Raw genomic sequence first — 18,118 nt, forward strand, 5'->3', positions numbered from 1 at the left:
AAGAAGAACGGGTCGTCGGGAAAGTACATCTGGGTGACCAGACGCTCGGTGTAGGCCCGCCCGAACAGCGAGAAGTGGATATGGGCCGGACGCCACGCATTGTGGTGGTTGCCCCACGGGTAGGCGCCGGGCTTGATGGTGGTGAACTCGTAGTTGCCCTGGGCGTCGGTCAAAGTCCTTGCAACACCGTTGAAGTGCGGGTCCAGCGGGGCCGGCCACGAGTCGTTGCGATGCCGGTAACGGCCGGCGGCGTTGGCCTGCCACACCTCGATGAGAGTGTCGGGAACGGGTTTGTTGTTCGAATCGCGCACCTGGCCATGCACGATGATCCGCTGCCCGATCGCCTCGCCGCCGTTGGCGATGGTCATGTCGGATTCCTCCGAGGTGACGTCGCCGTCGCCGAACACCGGCCCGGTGATCTCACCGAGCCGTTCGGGGATGAGGATCAGGTCTTTGCTGGGACTGCGCAGCCGGGTGGTCTTGTAGTCCGGGAAGTACAGCGGCGCATGGGTGGCGCTCGGCAGGTACAGGCGATCGGTCAGGTCGGACATCGCTACCTCTGTTCGTGGTGGGCTGAGACTGTGACGAGGGCTGAATCTCGGGAGGGCGAAAACTATTGGGGCCAGCCGGTGTACCCCTCGGCGAGGTAGGTCGAGCCGGCGGTGGACGAGACAATGGAGGTGAGTTCACCGATCTGGCGGCGCACGTCGAAGTCGCTCGCCTCGGGCAGCCGGTGCAGCATGGTGGTCATCCAGTAGGAGAAGTGCTGCGCCTTCCACACCCGGCCCAGCGCGCGGGTCACGTAATCGTCGAGCGCGGCGGTATCCCCTTGGCGCAGATGGCGTTCGAGGCATTCGGCCAGCACCCGGACGTCGGCGAGGGCGAGGTTGAGACCCTTCGCGCCGGTGGGCGGCACCGTGTGCGCGGCGTCGCCCGCGAGCACCATGTTCGCGTACCGCATCGGCTCCTGCACAAAGCTGCGGAAGGGCAGGACCGTCTTCGAGGTGATCGGCCCCTCCTTGAGGGCGTAACCGTTGGCATTGACGCGGCGCTGCAACTGTTCCCAGATCCGCTCGTCCGACCAGGCGTCGACGTCCTCGGTCGGATCACATTGAAAGTACATGCGCTGCAAGGTGTCCGTGCGCTGACTGATGAGCGCGAAGCCGTCGTCGGAGTGGCTGTAGATCAGTTCGGGCGCGCTCGGCGGCGCCTCGCACAGGATCCCGAACCACGCGAAAGGATACTCCCGGAAATATTGCCGGCGTTCGCTTTCCGGCACCTCCTTGCGGCAGATGCTGCGCGAGCCGTCGGTGCCCACGAGGATCTGCGCGCGCACCTCGCGGGCCACCCCGTCGGCGTCGGTGAACAGCATCGCCGGATGGTCGGTGGTCACGTCGGCCACCGACACCTCGCTCACCCCGAACCGGACGTCGCCGCCGTCGCGGGCGCGGGCGTCGGCGAGGTCGATGAACACATCGGTCTGCGGGTAGAGCTGCACCGACGCGCCGATCAGTTCGTTGAAGTCGATGCGATAGCCGCCACCGCCGAAGCCGAGTTCGATGCCGTGGTGTTCGTAGCCGTCGCGCAGCACCCGGTCCGAGACGCCGGTGTCGACGAGCAGCCGCACACTGTCACGTTCGAGGATGCCGGCGCGGTGCGTCTGCTCGATTTCGGCGCGGCTGCGGATATCAATGACGATCGAGTCGATCCCGCTGCGCTGCAACAGGTGCGACAGCATCAGTCCGGCCGGTCCGCCGCCGACGATGGCGACCTGGGTGTGTTCAACGGTCCGGCTCACGGACTCCTCCTGGGTGTAGGGCTGCAGGCCGCGAGGTCTCGCGGAATGATTGTGACGCTAGAGGGCCTCCCGGACCCCGGAACACCACATTCTCACCTGATGAGAATGCTGTAGTGGTTCAGGTCACATGACCGCTTTCCTGGTGATATGCCCGATAACAGCCCCCAGCCCGCCTCCGGTCTCCGCACTCTGCGGGTGACGGACAAGACCACCGTCGCCGCCGGTGTCTGCGCCCTGACCCTGCAACTGCCCGACGGCGGTCGCCTGCCCGAATGGGCGCCCGGCGCCCACATCGACCTCATCCTGCCCGGCGGGCTGACCCGCCAGTACTCCCTGTGCGGCGACCGCTGGGATGCGCACCGGTACAAGGTTGCCGTACTGCGCGAACCCGACGGCCGGGGCGGCTCGGCCTACGTCCACGACACCCTGGCCGTGGGCGACGAGGTGGTGATCGGCGGTCCCCGCAACAACTTCCACCTCGCCCCCGCCACCCGGTACCTGTTCATCGCCGGCGGCATCGGCATCACCCCGATCCTGCCGATGTTGCACGCCGCGTCGGCCGCCGGTGTCCCGTGGACCCTGCTGTACGGCGGGCGTACCCGCGAGACGATGGCCTTCGTCGACGGGCTGACCAGTGATCTCGGCGGCGAGGTGCGGATCTGGCCGAAGGACGAGTTCGGGCATCTCGACCTCGACGGCGCGGTCGCCGGGCAGCCCGCCGGCACCAAGGTGTACTGCTGCGGTCCGGCGCCGCTACTGGCCGCCGTCGAAACCGCCTGCGGCGACCTGCCGGACGGCCACCTGCGTATCGAACGTTTTGTGCCCAAGGACAATCCGCCGCCGGTGCGCTCGGAGCCCTTCGAGGTCGAGTTGCACCGCACCGGCACCGTGGTGACGGTCTCCCCCGAGGTGACCGTGCTCGACGCGCTGCGCGAGGCGGGCGTGCCGGTGCTGTCCTCGTGCGCCCAGGGCACCTGCGGCACCTGCGAAACCCCGGTCCTGGCCGGCATCCCCGACCACCGCGACTCCCTGCTCACCGACGCCGAACGGCGCGCCAACCGATCGATGTTCGTGTGCGTGTCCCGCAGTTGCGGTGACCGGCTCGTCCTCGACGCCTGACGAAAGGCCCCCACCATGCTTGCCACCACCGAACTGCCCGCACTCGACGACGACCCGTTCTCCCACGAGATCCTCGAGGACCCCACCGACTTCCACCACCGGCTGCGCGAGGCCGGGCCGATCACCCGCCTGCCCCACTACGGCGTCTACGCCGCCGGCCGGCACGCGCAGGTGCACGCCGCCCTCACCGACTGGCAGAGCTTCGAATCGTCGGCGGGGGTGGGACTGAGCAACTTCCGCACCGAAACACCGTGGCGTCCACCGAGTCTGCTGCTGGAGACCGACCCACCCGTGCACGACGCCCCGCGCCACGTCCTCGAACCGATCCTCACCCCGCGGGTGCTGCGGGCGATGCGCGCCGAATGGCTGCGCGCCGGTGAGGAACTGGTCGAGCAGGTGATCTCCCGGGGCGAGGTGGACCTGGCCAAGGACATCGCCGCCGCGTACCCGCTGCGGGTGTTCCCCGACGCCGTCGGCATCCCCCGCGAAGGCCGGGAGAACCTGCTGCCCTACGGCGATCATCTGTTCAACGCGTTCGGCCCCAAGAACGACCTGGTCCGCAAGGGCGAACCGACCATCGCCGGCATCTCGGCGTGGGTGAACGAGCAGTGCGCCCGCGACAAACTGACCCCCGACGGGTTCGGCATGCAGATCTGGGAGGCCGCCGACCGTGGCGACATTCTGCCCGAGCAGGCGCCCACCATCGTGCGTTCGCTGCTGTCCGCGGGCGTGGACACCACCGTGCACGGGCTGGCGGCGGTCCTGTACTGCTTCGCCACCTACCCCGACGCCTGGCAGGCGGTGCGCGAGAACCCGCACCTGATCCGCACCGCGTTCGACGAGGCGGTGCGCTACGAGTCGCCGGTGCAGACCTTCTTCCGCACCGCCACCCGCGACGTCGAGCTCGGCGGCACCGTGATCGGTGAGGGCGAGAAGATCCTACTGTTCCTCGGCTCGGCCAATCGCGATCCGCGGCGCTGGGACGACCCCGACGCCTTCGACCTGAGCCGCGACCCGTCCGGGCATGTCGGCTTCGGGATGGGCATCCATCAGTGCGTCGGGCAGCATGTGGCGCGGCTGGAGGCCGAGGCCATCCTGTCGGCGCTGGCGACGCGGATCTCCCGAATCGAACTCACCGGCCCGCCGGTGCGGCACCATAACAACACGCTCCGGGCGTGGGAGTCGATCCCGGCCCGGCTGCATGCCTGAAAGGTGAGAGCACCACGATGACCGACGGCCCGACGCGCGAATCCGTGCTGACGCGCGCGGTGTCGATCCTCGAATGCTTCGACTCCGACAGCCCGGTGCTGACCGTCTCCGAGATCTCCCGGCGCACCGGCCTGCATGTGGCCACCGCATCCCGGCTCATCGAGGAACTGGTGACACACCGGCTGCTCGAACGCGATACCGAACGCCGGGTGCGGGTGAACGTGCATCTGTGGGAACTGGCCTCGCGCGCACTGCCCGCGCTCTCACTGCGGGACACCGCGCTGCCAGTGATGCAGATGCTGCACCGCATCGTCGGGCACAACGTGCAGCTCGGCATCCGCGACGACGCCGACGTACTGGTCCTCGAACGGCTCATCGCCCGCAACGCGGTGCAGAATGTCGCCCGTCTGGCCGGCCGGCTGCCGCTGGCGGCGTCGTCGGCCGGGCTGGTGCTGCTGGCCTACGGTCCGCCCGGTGTCGCCGAGACGGTGCTCGCCGGCCGGCTCGAACGGTTCACCCCGTACACCGTCACCGCCCCCGGGCAGTTGCGCCGCATCATCGCCGACACCCGCCTACGCGGTTATGCGCTGTGCCGGGGCTTCTTCACCGAGGACGCCACCGGCATCGCTGTGCCACTGCGCGACGGGCGCGGCACCGTCATCGCCGCGTTGTCGATCGTCGTCCCCAACGATGCGAACGCCCACAACCACCTGCCCGCGCTGCAGGCCGCCGCGCAGGCCATCTCCGAGACCCTCGCGCAACAGCGCGGCAGGTGAGGAGGACACCGCGTTCACCTTGTTGACGATCGTGACCATTTTTCGGTAAACACCAACGCACCGGAGGAGCGGCGACTACCGTTCATCGGCGGCTGCTCTTGCCATAATGACGCATGCCTGGAGGGACTGAGGATGAGTGGAGAATCGGGCGGCACCGGGGTGGGTCCCGCTGTGCTGTCGTTGGTGACCGGCCAGGTCAAGCGGTTCCTGCCGCGGCTGCGGGTGGGCAATCTCGACGACCGTGACCCCGACGCGATCCGGGAGATGCTGCCCGGAATGTGGCTGCTGATCACCGCCTGGTTCCGGCCCGATGTACGCGGGCTGCACCACATCCCGGCCAAGGGTCCGGCACTGATCGTCGGCAATCACACCGGTGGCATCCTGTCGCCGGAGGTACTGATCAGCCAGCTCGCCGTGACCTCCTACTTCGGGGCGCAGCGGCCGTTCTATCAGCTCGCGCACCGCATGGTGCTCAACTCGCCTCTCGCGCCGATGCTGCGTAAGTTCGGCACCGTCGAGGCCGACCCGGAGAACGGCCACACCGTCCTCGCCGACGGCGGGCTGCTGCAGGTGTTTCCGGGCGGCGACTACGAGGTATACCGGCCCACGTCGCAGTCGGCGCTTGTCGACTTCGACCGCCGCAAGGGTTTCCTGCGGCTGGCACTCAAACACGACGTGCCGATCGTGCCGCAGGTGACCATCGGCGGTCAGGAAACGGCGCTGTTCCTGGCCCGCGGCGACAACATCGCCCGATTCCTCGGCCTCGACCGGACAATGCGGATCAAGGTACTGCCGATCGTGCTGTCGGCGCCGTTCGGGATCACCCTGCCGTTCGCGCCGTTCATCCCGCTGCCCGCCAAGATCACCATCTCGTATCTGCCGCCGATCGACCTGCGCGCCACCTACGGCGAGGACCCCGACCTGGACAAGGTGTACGACGATGTGGTCGGCCAGATGCAGGATGTGCTGACCGCTCTCCAAGCCGAACGAAAGCTGCCGGTTCTCGGATGAAAATCGAACATCGCGAAGTCATCGCCGCCCCCATCGACGAGGTGTGGGCGCTGTGCGCCGACCCGGTGTCCCTGTCCCGGTTCACCGGCTCCCGGATGCAGGTGGTGGCCCAGGAACCGGGCCGCAAACCCGAACTCGACGCCCGCTACCGGGTGCTGATCCAGGTGGGTGGCGCCACGATCGGCGGCAGCGTCATCGTCACCGAGTACACCGAGCCGCGGGAGTTGGCGTGGGCCACCTATGGCGGTGTGTCGCACCGCTTCCGGCTGCGGCTGCGCGCCGTCGGCGGCGGCACCTCGCTCACCCTGCGGGTGTCCTACGATGCGCCGGGCCTGCTGGGTGCGGTCGCCGACCTGGCCGCCTACCCCAAGGTGTTCTCGGTCCTCAAGGACATGGTCGTCGCGATCAAGACCGAGGCCGAGGGTGAGATCGGCAGTGCGCCCGGCAAGTCGGTGCCGCGCCGCCTCACCGACGAGGTCGAGAATCTCACCACCCTCACCAAAGCCGGCATCATCGCGCCGATGCGCCCGGATCGCCTGGTGCGCATCGGGTTCGCCGCACGCAACTGGGGACTGACCCCGGCGTCGCTGCTGGCGATCGGCGAGGCCCGGCACCCCGACCGCATCGCGATCATCGACGAGGAGGGCGCACTCACCTACGCCGAGGCCGACAGGCAGAGCACATCGATCGCCGCCGGTCTGCGCATGATCGGGGTCAGCGAGGGGGACGGCGTGGCCTTGCTCGCCCGCAACCACCGCGGTTTCGTGCTGGCGATGGCGGCGGTCGCCAAGGCCGGTGCCGATCTGTTGCTGCTCAACACCGGATTCTCCGGCAACCAGATCACCGAGGTGTGCCGTCGCGAACAGCCGTCGGCGATCATCTACGACTCCGAGTTCGCCGACCTGGTGTCCGAGGCGGCCGCCAACCGCAGGGCTGTCCTCGCCGACGGCGCGAGCACCGATCTTGAGCCCGAACCGACGTCGCTGGCCGCCCTGGCCGCGGCCTACCCGAACAGTTCGCCGCCGACGCCGGGCCACACCAGCAAGATCACCATCCTCACCTCGGGTACCACGGGAACACCGAAAGGTGCGGCACGAGGTGCGATCTCGGGTGGCGGATCGATTCCGACGCTGGAGGCTCCCGCCGCCCTGCTCGACCGTATCCCGCTCAAGGCCGGTATGCAGATGGGACTGGCCGCCCCCGTATTCCACACCTGGGGGCTGTCGAACCTGCTGCTCGGACTGGGACTGGGCTGCACCCTGGTGTGCGTCCGGAAGTTCGATCCGGAGCAGTGGCTGGCCACCATCGACCAGCACAAGGTGCAGGCGCTGGCGGTGGTGCCGGTGATGCTGCAACGGATCCTCGAACTACCCGGAGACGTGCGCCAGCAGTACGACACGTCCTCGCTGACGGTGGTCACGGCGTCGGGATCGGCTCTGCCGGGCGATCTTTCGGATCGGTGGATGACTGCCTTCGGCGAGAACCTGTACAACCTGTACGGCTCCACCGAGGTCGCCAACGCCACCATCGCCACCCCCGAGGACATGCGCCGCGCCCCCGGCACTGCGGGCAAGCCGACCCGCGGCACCACCATCAAGTTGCTGGACGACAACAACTCCGAGGTCCCACAGGGCGAGGTCGGCCGCATCTTCGTCGGCAATTCGCAACTGTTCGACGGCTATTCGGGCGGTGGTGACAAGCAGCGCCGCAACGGCCTGATGGCCACCGGCGACGTCGGCCGCTTCGACGCGGCGGGCAGGCTGTTCGTGGTGGGCCGCGACGACGACATGATCGTCTCCGGCGGCGAGAACGTCTTCCCCAAGGAGGTCGAGGACGCGATCTCCCGGCATCCGTCGGTCGCCGATGTCGCCGCGATCGGAGTAGACGACGAGAAGTTCGGTCAACGGCTGCGGGCGTTCGTGGTGGTGCGCGAGGGCCAGAAGGTGACCGCCGACGAGCTGAAGTCGCTGGTCAAGTCCGAGCTCGCCGGCTACAAGGTGCCCCGCGACGTCGAGTTCGTCGACGAGTTGCCGCGCAACGCCACCGGAAAGGTCCTGCGCCGCGACCTCGCCGCCCGCTGAGGGTTGCTGCGCCCCCTGTGCCGGGGCACCTCAACCAGCGAAATGGCGGACACAAGCGTACTCACAGCAATAGGTAAGCCTGCGGTTACCACTCGCCGGTAGTGTGCTGGCCATGGCCGACGCCCCTCACGACTGGGAGTTCGAGGCGCTGGGCACCGGATGGGTGGTATCCACACCCGAGCCGTTGCCGGCAACCGGCGCCGCCGCGGTGACCGCGGAGCTCGAACGCATCGACCGGACCTGGTCGAGGTTCCGCGACGACTCGATGGTCGCCGACATGGCGCGCGGCCCCGGGCGGTTCCCGATCCCGGTCGGCGATCAACCGCTCATCGACTGGTACGAGCGGCTCTACCGGGTGACCGGCGGCGCGGTGTCCCCGCTCGTCGGGCAGGCGCTGGTCAACGCCGGATACGACGCGCAGTACACGCTGCGCCGGATCGGCGGCATCTCGCCGTGCCCTGCCTGGAACGATGTGATCGCCACACACGACGGCGACCTCGTCACCACAACGGCGACGGTGTTCGACGTCGGAGCCGCCGGGAAGGGTTTCGCGATCGACCGGGTCGCGGAGATCGTCGCCGGTTATACCGACAGCTTCATCGTCGACGGCAGCGGCGACATGGTGATCTCCACCGGTGATCCGGTGCGGGTGGCCCTCGAGCATCCGGGCGATCCGTCGAAGGCGATCGGTGTCGCGACGCTGGGCTCGGGTGCGATCTGCGCGTCGGCGCGCAACCGCCGGGCCTGGGGCGAGCACGGGGATTGGCACCACATCATCGACCCCACGACCGGTACCCCGACGTGGGATGTGGTGGCGACGTGGGTGATCGCACCCACCGCGATGCTCGCCGACGGCCTGTCGACGGCGCTGTTCTTCACCCCGCCCGAGCGACTACGGGAACAGTCGGCCCAGCTCGGCACCGACTTCGATTACGTGGTCGTCCGGCACAATGGGACCGTCGACTATTCGGACAATCCGGACTGGGAGCTTTTTCTATGACACGGTTCATTCCGCCCTGGCTGAGCGGCCACCGGGCTGTCCTGGTCGCACTCGCCGCGCTCATCGCGTGCGCCTTCGTGGTGGCCGCCACCGACGACCAGTTCGGCTACGCCCCATCCGAGCTGCTCAAGTCTCTGGTCACGGTGATCGTCGTGTGCGGTACGGTCACGTACCTGTGCGCGGCGATCGTCCGGGTGCCGCCTAATTCGGATTCGTGGCTGATCACCGCACTCATCCTGTTCTTCGTGATGCCGGTCGCCAACGACAGCGCCACCTGGAAGACCGCGGCGATCGGTGCCGCGGCGGCCGCGCTGTCGAAGTATGTGCTGGTCTGGCGCAAACGCCTCATCGTCAATCCCGTCGTGGTGGGTGCCGTCGTGTGCTACGCCCTGACGTACGCAGATATCGGTGGGCTGATGTACATCCCGTGGTGGGTGGCGGCCGAGCCGCTGCTGATCCCGATGCTGGTGATCGGGGCGCTGCTGGTGACGGTGCTGCGGGTGTGGGAGCTGGTCGCGGTGTATCTGGCGGCGTCGGCGATCACGCTGCTGATCGCCGGGCAGGTCACCGCGGTGCCGGATCTGAAGATGTGGCTCACATCGACGCCGGTGCTGTTCCTGGGCACGATCATGCTGCCCGAACCGCTGACCTCGCCGGCCCGGCGCGGGCCGCTGCTCGCCTACGGCGCGCTGGTCGGTGTGCTGATGCACTGCCAGGTCAAGATCGACATCACCTCGTCGTACGAGTTCTCATTCGACCCGGAGATCGCGCTCGCCTTGGGCTGCCTGTTCGCGTTCGCGGTGCGGCTGGCCACCGGGTCGGCCCGCCGAATCCAGTTGTCGGCGACCACCGCCCCGTCGGCGGCGGGCACCTACGTGATCTCCGGCGACCCGGTCGGCGGCGCACCGGGTTTCGTTCCCGGACAGTGGGCCACCCTCAGCGCCCCGAGCTGGTCGATGCCGGTGTGGCACAGTTCGCGGCGCGTGTTCTCGTTCTCGTCGCCGTCCGGTGCCGACGCCACCGAATTCTCGTTCACCACAGGCCCGCAGCCGTCACCGTTCAAAGCACGGCTGATCGGACAGCGGCAGTCGGCGTTCATCGACAACCAGGGCGGCGACTTCGTGGTGCGGCCGAAAAACTTCGCCACCGACCAGATCGTGCTGATCGCCTCCGGCATCGGCATCACCCCGTACATCTCGATGCTGCGGACGTGGCTGGCCGCCGGCGCCGACCTGTCGCGAATTCTGCTCGTGCACATGGTCGGCGACGACAGCCGCCGTGTCTACCGCGATGTTCTCGATGAGGCCGTCGCGCACGGGGCGCGGGTGGTGATCATCGAGAACCCGGACGCGTCACCGGAGGCGATCGACCGCATCGTCGAACTGTCCGAGGAACTGGTCACGGGCGGCCCGCTGCCCCGCTACTACATCTCCGGGGTGCCCGCTTTCGTGTCCGCAACCCGGTCGCGTCTGACCCGCGCCCACCGCGATCTGTTGTTGCGGCCGTGGCGGATTCACACCGACTCGTTCACCGGCTACTGACTCACCGCGTGCGGTCGTAGATCATCAGCGACACCCCGCTGTCGTACGGCGTGGCCGATCGCAGGGTGAAGTGGTCGAGTCCGGGACGGCTGTCCTGAGTGGGAATCCCGAAGAGCGGCACACCTTTTCCCAGCACGACCGGATACACCTTCAGGTGCAGTTCGTCGATCTCGTCGCGCAGCACTCCGGCCAGAGTTCCGCCGCCGCACAGCCAGATGTCCAGTCCGTCTTCGGCTTTCAGTTCCCGGATGCGCGCGGCGGGATCGGTGTTCACGAGTTCGATCGCCGGATCGTCGACGCCGGTCATCGTGGTGGAGAACACCAGGTGCCGCAGATGCCGGTAGGCGTTCGTGACGCCGCCGGCCAGACCGATCTCGTAGGAGCCGCGCCCTTCCAAGACGGTGTCGAAATGCTTTGGCGGAGTGTCGGTCAGGCCGAGCATGGGCCGGATGTGGGTGGGAATCATCTCCGGGTATTCAGCCATCAGCGGTGCCGCGTGGGCGCCGACGGGATCGAATACGGTTCCGGTGGGGTCGCTGTCGGCGGCGTCGGAGACGAAGCCGTCGATCGTGGTCGCGACAAGATAAACAAGCTTTCGCATGGGAGCCCCTCAAAGGGTGAAAAATGGCGCGCCGTCGGCATTGCCAGGCGTGAGATGACCGTGGGTGGGGGCTCAGGAGATCATGTCGGCCAACGTACGCGCACCTCCGGCGCCGCGCAAGCGGTTTTCGGGAGCGAGCGCAGACGGCACACAACATCCGCCGACGACGCGGGTCGCGTCGCCAGCGGTTGTCCGGTGTTTCCGGCTGTCAGGACCTGGGTTGATCCCCGGTGGACTGGGTGGCGTGGCTGGACTGGGTGGCGTGGCCCGGACACCAGTCGGCCGCGGGCACGGTGCGGCGGACCTCCTCGATGTGACTGCCGCAGCCGGTCCAGGTGGTCTTACCGCAGACGCGGCATCGGATTGGTTGACACATGTCGTACTTCCTATCAGCTTCTCGCCGCTACTGTCCGGCCTGTTCGGAAACGAATTCGCGGAACACCTCGTAGGCGCGGGCACCGTGGATGGTGGCGGGACCGCCGTGCATCAGGAAGGTGACACCGATCGCTTCGGCGGCTTCCTGTTCGGTGGCTCCGGCCTTGACCGCGGCCTGCCCGTGCGAGGCGATGCAGCCGTCGCAGCCCTCGACGACGCCGATCGCGAACGCGATGAGTTCCTTGGTCTTCCGGTCGAGCGCACCGTCCTCGAACGCCGCGGCGGCCAGCGCACCGAAGCCGGCGTAGACGTCGGGGATGGCCTTGCGCAGGGCCCGGTGCTGCGGCCCCAGTTTACGCAGGGTGGCCGCCCCGGATTCACCTGTGCGATTTTCCGTGGTGCTGGACATGATGAGTCTCCTTCTGGGTGAGTGTGTTCGGGGTCAGTTGTGGGCGAAGTTGATGTCGGGCAGGATCTTTGCCATCCACGCCGGGCAGGACCAGGTGGCGCGGCCGGTCAGGCGCAGCGCCACCGGCTCGGTGCTCACTGACCTTTGCCCATGACAGCGAGAACTTGCCGGTGGTGACTGTTGGACATGTGCCCTCCTTGCGACAAGTCCGGAAATTAACCCCCCGGGGGGATATGACATCGCAAACCTAGCATCCCCCCAGGGGGTTATGCAATGATGGGAGTTGTCCACGGAAGGACCGGCAAGGAGGCCGACATGACCGAATTCACCATGACCCGCACGCTGGGCCTGCCCTATGAGCGGGCGGTGACCGCCGTCCGCGAAGGGCTCGCCGGTGTCGGCTTCGGCGTGCTCACCGAAATCGACATCGCCGCAACGCTGAAGAAGAAGCTGGGCGTCGACGTCGCACCCAAGATCATCCTCGGCGCGTGCCGCCCGCAACTGGCCCTTCAGGCCCTGCAGGCCGACCCCCGCGTCGCAGCCCTGCTCCCCTGCAACGTCGTGGTCAGCACCGACGGTGACGGTTCACTCGTCGAGATCATGGACCCCGGTGTCATGCCGGCGTTCACCGGCAGCTCCGAACTCGAAGCCGTGGCCACCGAGGCCCGTACACTGCTCGGCTCGATGCTCGACAACCTCACAGGAGTGAATGCGTGAAGATCCCCGAAGATGGCGCCAAGCCCATCGTCACCCGTCTCAAGCGGGCACACGGCCACCTCGCCACGGTGATCCGCATGCTGGAGGAGGGCCAGGACTGCGAGGACGTCCTCACCCAGCTCGCCGCCGTCAACAAGGCCCTCGGCCGCAGCGGCTACGCTCTCGTGGCGACGGGTCTCCAACACTGCATCGCCACTGAGGGCCCCGAAAACGTCGACAGCAAGAAACTGGAAAAACTCTTCCTAGCCCTCGCATAGCACGGCTCGGAGTTCGTCGCGGATAGCCGATACCGCCGCCGCACGATCGTGGACACCTGTCAGCGGGTCTCGGATACCCTGTGCTCATGACCGCGAGCCGCGACGAACTCATCCACCTCATCGAAAGCATGGCCGACGACCAGGTGGAGACTCTACTGCACGACGCTCGCAGGATCTCCGGGGCCGGTATCCGGAATGGGTGGCCACCGAAGTTCGCCGGAATGATCACCGACGGCCCGGCCAATGGATCAGCACCCGAATACATCGATTCCACGCTGGCGCAGGGTTTCGGCAGCGACCGGTGATCGTCTGCGACACAGGGCCACTGGTGGCGCTGGCGAATACCCGAGACGAGCACTATGTCGCAGCGAACAACCTGTTCCGGGACCTGCTCATGGCGGGTGAACGTATCCTGATGTCTCCGATGGTTGTTGCCGAGACCTGCTACTGGCTCAATCACCACGGTGGTCCGGAGGTGGAAGCCGCTTTCCTGGACTCGATCGTTGATGGAACGTTCACAGTCGTCGACCTCACCACCGCCGACATCGCGCGCATGGCAGAGCTCGTACGGCGCTTCGCATCGTTTCCACTGGGCGGAACGGATGCCTCCGTGGTGGCTGTGGCCGAACGCTACGATGCTCACGAGATCGCCACTTTCGACCGCCGTCACTTCAGTTCGATGGTCCCCAGGCTCGGCGGGCATTTCACTCTGCTACCGGAGACGTTCTAGCCGCGGCGACCGTGCTACCCCTGCGCGGCCTGCTTACGGAGTTCGAACTTCATCACCTTGCCGGTGGAGGTACGCGGCAGGTCGTCGGGGAAGACGATGTCGCGGGGAATCTTATAGCCCGCCAACATCTTTCGACCGTAGGCGATGAGTTCTTCGGCGGTCAGGGTGGCACCGGGGTTGAGCAGAACGTAAGCGCGGGGACGTTCGCCCCACTTCTCGTCGGGCACACCGACAACCGCCACGTCGAGCACGGCGTCGTGGCTGACGAGGGCCTGCTCGACCTCGACGGTGGAGATGTTCTCGCCGCCGGAGATGATGATGTCCTTGGCGCGGTCGCGCAGCTGGACGTAGCCGTCGGGGTGCATGACACCGAGGTCGCCGGTGTGGAACCACCCGCCGGCGAACGCCTCGGCGGTGGCCGCCGGGTCCTTGAAGTAGCCGGCCATCACATTGTTGCCGCGCAGGAGGATCTCGCCCATTGTCTCGCCGTCGGCGGGCACGTCGACAAGGCCTTGCTGTTCGCGGTCGATGACGCGCACGTCTTCTGCCTGCACCATCGACACACCCTGCCGGGACAGCTTCTTCGCACGTTCGTCGGCGGACAGGTCGTCCCAGGCGTCCTGGTATTCACAGATGGTGAACGGGCCGTACACCTCGGTGAGGCCGTACACATGCACCACCGTGATGCCGATGGCGCTGAGCTGGCCGATCACTGTCGGCGACGGCGGTGCGCCGGCGGTGGTGATGCGCAACGGCCGATCCAGTTCGTGTGCCTGCTCGGCGCCGACGATCGTCGTGCACACCGTCGGGGCACCGCACATGTGGGTGGCGCCGAGGTCGTCGATGGCCGACCAGATGGCATCGGCACGCACCGCCCGCAGACAGATGTGGGTGCCCGACGCGGCGGTCACCGCCCACGGTGTGCACCAGCCGTTGCAGTGGAACATCGGCAGTGTCCACAGGTAGCGGGTGTGCCCGGTGAACTGGTTGTGGAAGGTCTCCCCGAACGAGTTCAGGTAGGCGCCGCGGTGGGTGTACATGACGCCCTTGGGTTTTCCGGTGGTGCCCGAGGTGTAGTTGATGGTGATGACGGTGTTCTCGTCGTCGACGGTCCACGGTCGGGCGGGCAGATCCCCGGCACCGGAAAGGAATTCGGCGTAAGAGACGAGGCCCTCGATCTCCTCGACCCCGGCGGGCGTCCCGAATTCGGGATCCTCGACCTCGACGACGGTGTGCAGGCTCGGGATGACGTCGGCGATCGCGGCGACCGTCGAGTGGAACTCGGAATCGGCCACCAGGATCGTCGCCTCGGAGTGATTGAGGATGTACGCCAGTTCGGCGCCGGCAAGCCGGGAGTTGAGAGCCACCAGCACGCCGCCCGCCAGCGGCACCGCGAAGTGGGCGATCAACATCTCGGGGATGTTCGGGGCCAGGTAGGCCACGCGGTCTCCCGGCTCAATCTTCGACGCCAGGACCCGGGCCAGGCGCTGCGTCTCATCGGCGAACTCGGCGTAGGTGTAGGTGCGTTCGCCATAGACGATGGCGGCGCGGTCGGGGAAGACGTTCGCCGAGCGTTCCAGGAAGCGCAGGGGACTCATCTCGGACCGGTTCGGAACGGGAGTGCTGGTCGTCGACATGTCTTCCTCCTGGTACGCCTGTGAACCTGACAACTGTCCCACCCTACGACGTGGCGGGTCACACCGGCAGGATCACATCGCCCGATGCGATGAACGGTCCCACCCGATCGGTGAACAGTACTATCCGGAAAACACAAAACCCACCCGAAACGGGTGGGTGGTGATGGTGGCCAGGGCCGGGATCGAACCGGCGACCTTCCGCTTTTCAGGCGGACGCTCGTACCAACTGAGCTACCTGGCCGGAAGGCCCGGTGAAAACCGAAACCTTTTGGCGACCCTGACGGGACTCGAACCCGCGACCTCCGCCGTGACAGGGCGGCGCGCTAACCAACTGCGCCACAGGGCCATATTCTGTTGTTGCCCGCACCCGCAAGGGGCTTGTGCAGCGTACCCCCTACGGGATTCGAACCCGCGCTACCGCCTTGAAAGGGCGGCGTCCTAGGCCGCTAGACGAAGGGGGCCGGTTCCCGTTGGGAGCCACTCCCGAAGGAGCTAGGCAAGCTTATGACACCACCCTGATATTTCCCAAACCAGCAGGTCAAGACGGTACCGCGGGCGTTCTGAATCGCCGCTTCCGTGCAGTCGTTAGGCTGCGGGAGCACCTGACGAAAGGACAACAGTGACCCGGACGGTAGCAGCGCCGACCCGATCGACCCTGGCCGACGGGCGCGAAATCCTGTTCTTCGCCCTCGCCGCCCCGCCGCGGATCCACGAGGACCGTCGTGACCTGCCGGCGCGGGCACCGGGCAGCCCCACCGAACTACGTTTCGACACCCAGCTCGGCGACTGGGTGATGATGGCGCCTACCCGTCAGGAACGAACCTACAAACCGCCGCGCACCATGTGTCCCCTGTGCCCCGACGCCGACGGCCTGTCCAGCGAGATCCCGGCCAACGGCTACGACGTCGCGGTGTTCGAGAACCGCTTTCCGTCGCTGTCCTCCGCACGGGCCGGGTCAGGGTTCATATTGCCACCACCCGCTGGGTACGGCACGGCCGTCGACGGCTACGGCCGGTGCGAGGTGGTGTGCTTCTCCAGCGACCACGACGGGTCGTTCTCGAAGCTGACCGCCCGGCACGCGCGCCTGGTCATCGACGCGTGGACGGAGCGCACCCGCGATCTGCTCGGCCGGGACGGGATCGAGGAGGTGCACTGTTTCGAGAATCGTGGCGAGGAGATCGGGGTGACCCTGTCGCATCCGCACGGCCAGATCTACGCGTACCCGTTCCTGACCCACCGCACGGCGACGGTGCTCACCCGTGCCCGCGGCCATCGGCACGCGACGGGACGGAACCTGTTCTCGGACATCATCGCCCGGGAGACCGAGGAAGGTGAGCGGGTCATCGTGCGTACCGAACATGTCACCGCGTTCGTGCCGTTCGCGGCCCGCTGGCCCGCGGAGGTCCACATCTACCCGAATCGGCACTGCCACAACCTGACCGAACTCACCGATGCGGAAGCAGACGACCTCGCGCGGGTGTATCTGACGGTGCTGCGCGCCTACGACGCACTCTACGATTGCCCGCTGCCGTACATAGCGTCGTGGCATCAGTACCGGAGCACGGGCGATGAACGCTCCAACGACACCCGATCGGATTCCGCGGCAACGCAATCCGAGGGATACCTGCATGCGGAGATGTTCTCGGTCCGGCGCAGCGCGGACAAACTCAAGTATCTCGCGGGGTCCGAATCCGCCCGCGACGCGTTCGTGACGGACAAGTTGCCCGAACAGGTCGCCACCGATCTGCGCGAGGCGATCGCACGCACAGGAGAACTTTTGTGAGCACCATCCGCGCCTTTGCGCCGGGACGGCTGAACCTCATCGGCGAGCACACCGACTACAACCGCGGGTACGCGCTGCCGATCGCGCTCACCGTCGGCTCGACCGCCGAGTTCGACCGCGACCCAGCCGCCGACACCCTGACCGTCACCTCCGACAGCCGCGACGGCCAGGTGGAGATCGGCCTGTCGACGACGCCCGGCGAGATCACTGGCTGGGCCTCCTACATCGCGGGCTGCGTGTGGGCGCTGCGCCGCAGCGGGCGCCCGGCCCCGGGCGGGCGGATGCGGATCCGTTCCGACGTTCCAGTCGGCGCCGGGCTCTCGTCGTCGGCGGCCCTGGAGTGCGCGGTGCTGCTGGCCCTGACAGCCGGTGCGCAGGTGAACCGCCACGATCTCGCGGTGCTCGCGCACCAGGCCGAGAACGACTACGTGGGCACGCCTACCGGCCTGCTCGATCAGCTCGCCAGCCTGCACGGCCAACCGGACACGGCGATGCTGATCGACTTCGACAGCCTGACCGTCGACGCTGTCCGGATGCAGCTGCGCGAGGCCGAACTGGTGGTGATCGATTCCAACTCACCGCACCACAATTCCGCGGGCGACTACGCGGCGCGGCACCGGTCCTGCGTCGCGGCGGCGGCGGCCCTCGGCGTCGAATCGTTGCGCCAGGCATCCGCCGAAGGCTGGCGGGACGTGCCCCCGGGTGAGCTGCGGAAGCGGGCCCGGCACGTCCTCACCGAGAACACCCGGGTGATCACCGCCGCCCGGGCACTCGCCGACGGCGACCTCCCGACCCTGGCCACCGCGATGAACCAGTCCCACTTCTCGATGCGCTACTACTTCGAGATCACAATTCCGGCAATCGATTTCATTGTCGAATCCGCCAGGTTGCTCGGCGCTACCGGCGCCCGGATGACCGGTGGCGGCTTCGGCGGCTCGGTGGTCGCCCTCGTGCCCACCGGAGCCGTCGACACCCTGACGGCCACCCTCCCCGACGCCGTCGAACAGGCAGGCCACCCACGCCCGACGGTCCGCACCATGCGCGCCGGCGCCGGTGCCCACCTGACCTGAGCAC

19 protein-coding genes and 3 tRNA genes are annotated in these 18,118 nt (G+C 67.4%); 13 read left to right on the forward strand and 9 right to left on the reverse strand.

Going from position 1 to position 18,118, the window contains the following annotated elements; all coding sequences use genetic code 11:
• A partial coding sequence (locus GOAMR_RS17265; RefSeq protein WP_005190815.1) for a dioxygenase family protein occupies nucleotides 1-551 on the reverse strand: 551 nt, incomplete at its 3' end.
• A 62-nt stretch (nucleotides 552-613) separates the two neighbouring features.
• Nucleotides 614-1,798 carry a 4-hydroxybenzoate 3-monooxygenase gene (locus GOAMR_RS17270; RefSeq protein WP_005190818.1) on the reverse strand — a complete coding sequence of 395 codons (1,185 nt, stop codon included), beginning with the start codon at nucleotides 1,796-1,798 and terminating at the stop codon, nucleotides 614-616.
• Between the two features lie 147 nt (nucleotides 1,799-1,945).
• On the opposite strand from GOAMR_RS17270, the gene GOAMR_RS17275 reads away from it, so the two are divergent.
• The 7 genes from GOAMR_RS17275 to GOAMR_RS17305 all read left to right on the forward strand — a co-directional run bounded on the left by GOAMR_RS17275 (nucleotide 1,946) and on the right by GOAMR_RS17305 (nucleotide 10,535).
• A complete protein-coding gene (locus GOAMR_RS17275) occupies nucleotides 1,946-2,917 on the forward strand; it encodes a PDR/VanB family oxidoreductase (RefSeq protein ID WP_005190819.1) in 972 nt (323 codons plus the stop codon).
• A gap of 15 nt (nucleotides 2,918-2,932) precedes the next feature.
• A complete protein-coding gene (locus tag GOAMR_RS17280) occupies nucleotides 2,933-4,126 on the forward strand; it encodes a cytochrome P450 (protein ID WP_005190821.1) in 1,194 nt (397 codons plus the stop codon).
• 17 nt (nucleotides 4,127-4,143) lie between these two features.
• Nucleotides 4,144-4,902: an IclR family transcriptional regulator gene (locus GOAMR_RS17285; protein WP_005190823.1), complete on the forward strand. Its 759-nt coding sequence runs from the start codon at nucleotides 4,144-4,146 to the stop codon at nucleotides 4,900-4,902.
• Nucleotides 4,903-5,034: 132 nt separating this feature from the next.
• On the forward strand, nucleotides 5,035-5,913 hold the full coding sequence (locus GOAMR_RS17290) for a 1-acyl-sn-glycerol-3-phosphate acyltransferase (protein ID WP_005190825.1): 879 nt from the start codon (nucleotides 5,035-5,037) through the stop codon (nucleotides 5,911-5,913).
• On the forward strand, nucleotides 5,910-7,994 hold the full coding sequence (locus tag GOAMR_RS17295) for an AMP-binding protein (RefSeq protein WP_005190827.1): 2,085 nt from the start codon (nucleotides 5,910-5,912) through the stop codon (nucleotides 7,992-7,994). Before GOAMR_RS17290 ends, GOAMR_RS17295 begins: the two co-directional genes overlap by 4 nt.
• A 112-nt stretch (nucleotides 7,995-8,106) precedes the next feature.
• Nucleotides 8,107-8,994, forward strand: coding sequence for an FAD:protein FMN transferase (locus GOAMR_RS17300; protein ID WP_040515727.1), 888 nt, complete (start codon nucleotides 8,107-8,109; stop codon nucleotides 8,992-8,994).
• Entirely contained in the window at nucleotides 8,991-10,535 is a 1,545-nt protein-coding gene (locus tag GOAMR_RS17305; RefSeq protein WP_005190832.1) for a ferredoxin reductase domain-containing protein, read from the forward strand. The genes GOAMR_RS17300 and GOAMR_RS17305 overlap by 4 nt, the downstream gene beginning before the upstream one ends.
• A gap of 1 nt (nucleotide 10,536) precedes the next feature.
• Here GOAMR_RS17305 and GOAMR_RS17310 read toward each other — a convergent pair whose 3' ends face one another.
• The 3 genes from GOAMR_RS17310 to GOAMR_RS17315 form a co-directional block, all read right to left on the reverse strand.
• Nucleotides 10,537-11,136: a dihydrofolate reductase family protein gene (locus tag GOAMR_RS17310; RefSeq protein ID WP_005190834.1), complete on the reverse strand. Its 600-nt coding sequence runs from the start codon at nucleotides 11,134-11,136 to the stop codon at nucleotides 10,537-10,539.
• 208 nt (nucleotides 11,137-11,344) lie between these two features.
• Nucleotides 11,345-11,512, reverse strand: coding sequence for a DUF8730 family Cys-rich protein (locus GOAMR_RS25980; protein WP_005190838.1), 168 nt, complete (start codon nucleotides 11,510-11,512; stop codon nucleotides 11,345-11,347).
• Nucleotides 11,513-11,539: 27 nt separating this feature from the next.
• Entirely contained in the window at nucleotides 11,540-11,920 is a 381-nt protein-coding gene (locus GOAMR_RS17315; protein ID WP_005190842.1) for a carboxymuconolactone decarboxylase family protein, read from the reverse strand.
• A gap of 315 nt (nucleotides 11,921-12,235) precedes the next feature.
• On the opposite strand from GOAMR_RS17315, the gene GOAMR_RS17320 reads away from it, so the two are divergent.
• The 4 genes from GOAMR_RS17320 to GOAMR_RS17335 all read left to right on the forward strand — a co-directional run bounded on the left by GOAMR_RS17320 (nucleotide 12,236) and on the right by GOAMR_RS17335 (nucleotide 13,624).
• Nucleotides 12,236-12,637 (forward strand): DUF302 domain-containing protein, encoded by a 402-nt coding sequence (locus GOAMR_RS17320; protein WP_005190844.1) that lies wholly within the window; start codon nucleotides 12,236-12,238, stop codon nucleotides 12,635-12,637.
• Nucleotides 12,634-12,894 (forward strand): metal-sensitive transcriptional regulator, encoded by a 261-nt coding sequence (locus GOAMR_RS17325; protein WP_005190849.1) that lies wholly within the window; start codon nucleotides 12,634-12,636, stop codon nucleotides 12,892-12,894. Before GOAMR_RS17320 ends, GOAMR_RS17325 begins: the two co-directional genes overlap by 4 nt.
• An 86-nt stretch (nucleotides 12,895-12,980) precedes the next feature.
• The gene (locus GOAMR_RS17330) at nucleotides 12,981-13,199 is read left to right on the forward strand and encodes a hypothetical protein (RefSeq protein ID WP_040515730.1); all 219 of its coding nucleotides are present in this window, start codon (nucleotides 12,981-12,983) and stop codon (nucleotides 13,197-13,199) included.
• Nucleotides 13,196-13,624, forward strand: coding sequence for a type II toxin-antitoxin system VapC family toxin (locus GOAMR_RS17335; protein ID WP_005190855.1), 429 nt, complete (start codon nucleotides 13,196-13,198; stop codon nucleotides 13,622-13,624). Before GOAMR_RS17330 ends, GOAMR_RS17335 begins: the two co-directional genes overlap by 4 nt.
• 14 nt (nucleotides 13,625-13,638) lie before the next feature.
• Here GOAMR_RS17335 and GOAMR_RS17340 read toward each other — a convergent pair whose 3' ends face one another.
• The 4 genes from GOAMR_RS17340 to GOAMR_RS17355 all read right to left on the reverse strand — a co-directional run bounded on the left by GOAMR_RS17340 (nucleotide 13,639) and on the right by GOAMR_RS17355 (nucleotide 15,722).
• Complete coding sequence (locus tag GOAMR_RS17340; protein ID WP_005190858.1) at nucleotides 13,639-15,261, reverse strand: AMP-binding protein; 1,623 nt, start codon at nucleotides 15,259-15,261, stop codon at nucleotides 13,639-13,641.
• A 164-nt stretch (nucleotides 15,262-15,425) separates the two neighbouring features.
• Nucleotides 15,426-15,502: transfer RNA gene (locus tag GOAMR_RS17345), tRNA-Phe, on the reverse strand.
• 28 nt (nucleotides 15,503-15,530) lie between these two features.
• Nucleotides 15,531-15,607 (reverse strand) — tRNA-Asp (locus GOAMR_RS17350).
• Nucleotides 15,608-15,649: 42 nt separating this feature from the next.
• Nucleotides 15,650-15,722: transfer RNA gene (locus tag GOAMR_RS17355), tRNA-Glu, on the reverse strand.
• Between the two features lie 158 nt (nucleotides 15,723-15,880).
• Between GOAMR_RS17355 and galT the strand changes: the two genes are divergently transcribed.
• Both galT and galK read left to right on the forward strand, forming a co-directional pair.
• Nucleotides 15,881-17,044, forward strand: coding sequence for a galactose-1-phosphate uridylyltransferase (gene galT / locus GOAMR_RS17360; protein ID WP_005190860.1), 1,164 nt, complete (start codon nucleotides 15,881-15,883; stop codon nucleotides 17,042-17,044).
• Nucleotides 17,041-18,114: a galactokinase gene (galK, locus tag GOAMR_RS17365; protein ID WP_005190862.1), complete on the forward strand. Its 1,074-nt coding sequence runs from the start codon at nucleotides 17,041-17,043 to the stop codon at nucleotides 18,112-18,114. The genes galT and galK overlap by 4 nt, the downstream gene beginning before the upstream one ends.
• The last annotated feature ends 4 nt before the right edge of the window (nucleotides 18,115-18,118 follow it).

The organism is Gordonia amarae NBRC 15530 (assembly GCF_000241345.1).
GTDB classification, from domain to species: Bacteria; Actinomycetota; Actinomycetes; order Mycobacteriales; family Mycobacteriaceae; genus Gordonia; species Gordonia amarae.

What these genes read in the sequence shown, in the direction of transcription:
- GOAMR_RS17275 (WP_005190819.1), top strand. Translation starts at nt 1,946, where the DNA reads ATGCCCGATAACAGCCCCCAGCCCGCCTCCGGTCTCCGCACTCTGCGG.
- GOAMR_RS17280 (WP_005190821.1), top strand. Translation starts at nt 2,933, where the DNA reads ATGCTTGCCACCACCGAACTGCCCGCACTCGACGACGACCCGTTCTCC.
- GOAMR_RS17285 (WP_005190823.1), top strand. Translation starts at nt 4,144, where the DNA reads ATGACCGACGGCCCGACGCGCGAATCCGTGCTGACGCGCGCGGTGTCG.
- GOAMR_RS17290 (WP_005190825.1), top strand. Translation starts at nt 5,035, where the DNA reads ATGAGTGGAGAATCGGGCGGCACCGGGGTGGGTCCCGCTGTGCTGTCG.
- GOAMR_RS17295 (WP_005190827.1), top strand. Translation starts at nt 5,910, where the DNA reads ATGAAAATCGAACATCGCGAAGTCATCGCCGCCCCCATCGACGAGGTG.
- GOAMR_RS17300 (WP_040515727.1), top strand. Translation starts at nt 8,107, where the DNA reads ATGGCCGACGCCCCTCACGACTGGGAGTTCGAGGCGCTGGGCACCGGA.
- GOAMR_RS17305 (WP_005190832.1), top strand. Translation starts at nt 8,991, where the DNA reads ATGACACGGTTCATTCCGCCCTGGCTGAGCGGCCACCGGGCTGTCCTG.
- GOAMR_RS17310 (WP_005190834.1), bottom strand. Translation starts at nt 11,136, where the DNA reads ATGCGAAAGCTTGTTTATCTTGTCGCGACCACGATCGACGGCTTCGTC.
- GOAMR_RS25980 (WP_005190838.1), bottom strand. Translation starts at nt 11,512, where the DNA reads ATGTGTCAACCAATCCGATGCCGCGTCTGCGGTAAGACCACCTGGACC.
- GOAMR_RS17315 (WP_005190842.1), bottom strand. Translation starts at nt 11,920, where the DNA reads ATGTCCAGCACCACGGAAAATCGCACAGGTGAATCCGGGGCGGCCACC.
- GOAMR_RS17320 (WP_005190844.1), top strand. Translation starts at nt 12,236, where the DNA reads ATGACCGAATTCACCATGACCCGCACGCTGGGCCTGCCCTATGAGCGG.
- GOAMR_RS17330 (WP_040515730.1), top strand. Translation starts at nt 12,981, where the DNA reads ATGACCGCGAGCCGCGACGAACTCATCCACCTCATCGAAAGCATGGCC.
- GOAMR_RS17340 (WP_005190858.1), bottom strand. Translation starts at nt 15,261, where the DNA reads ATGTCGACGACCAGCACTCCCGTTCCGAACCGGTCCGAGATGAGTCCC.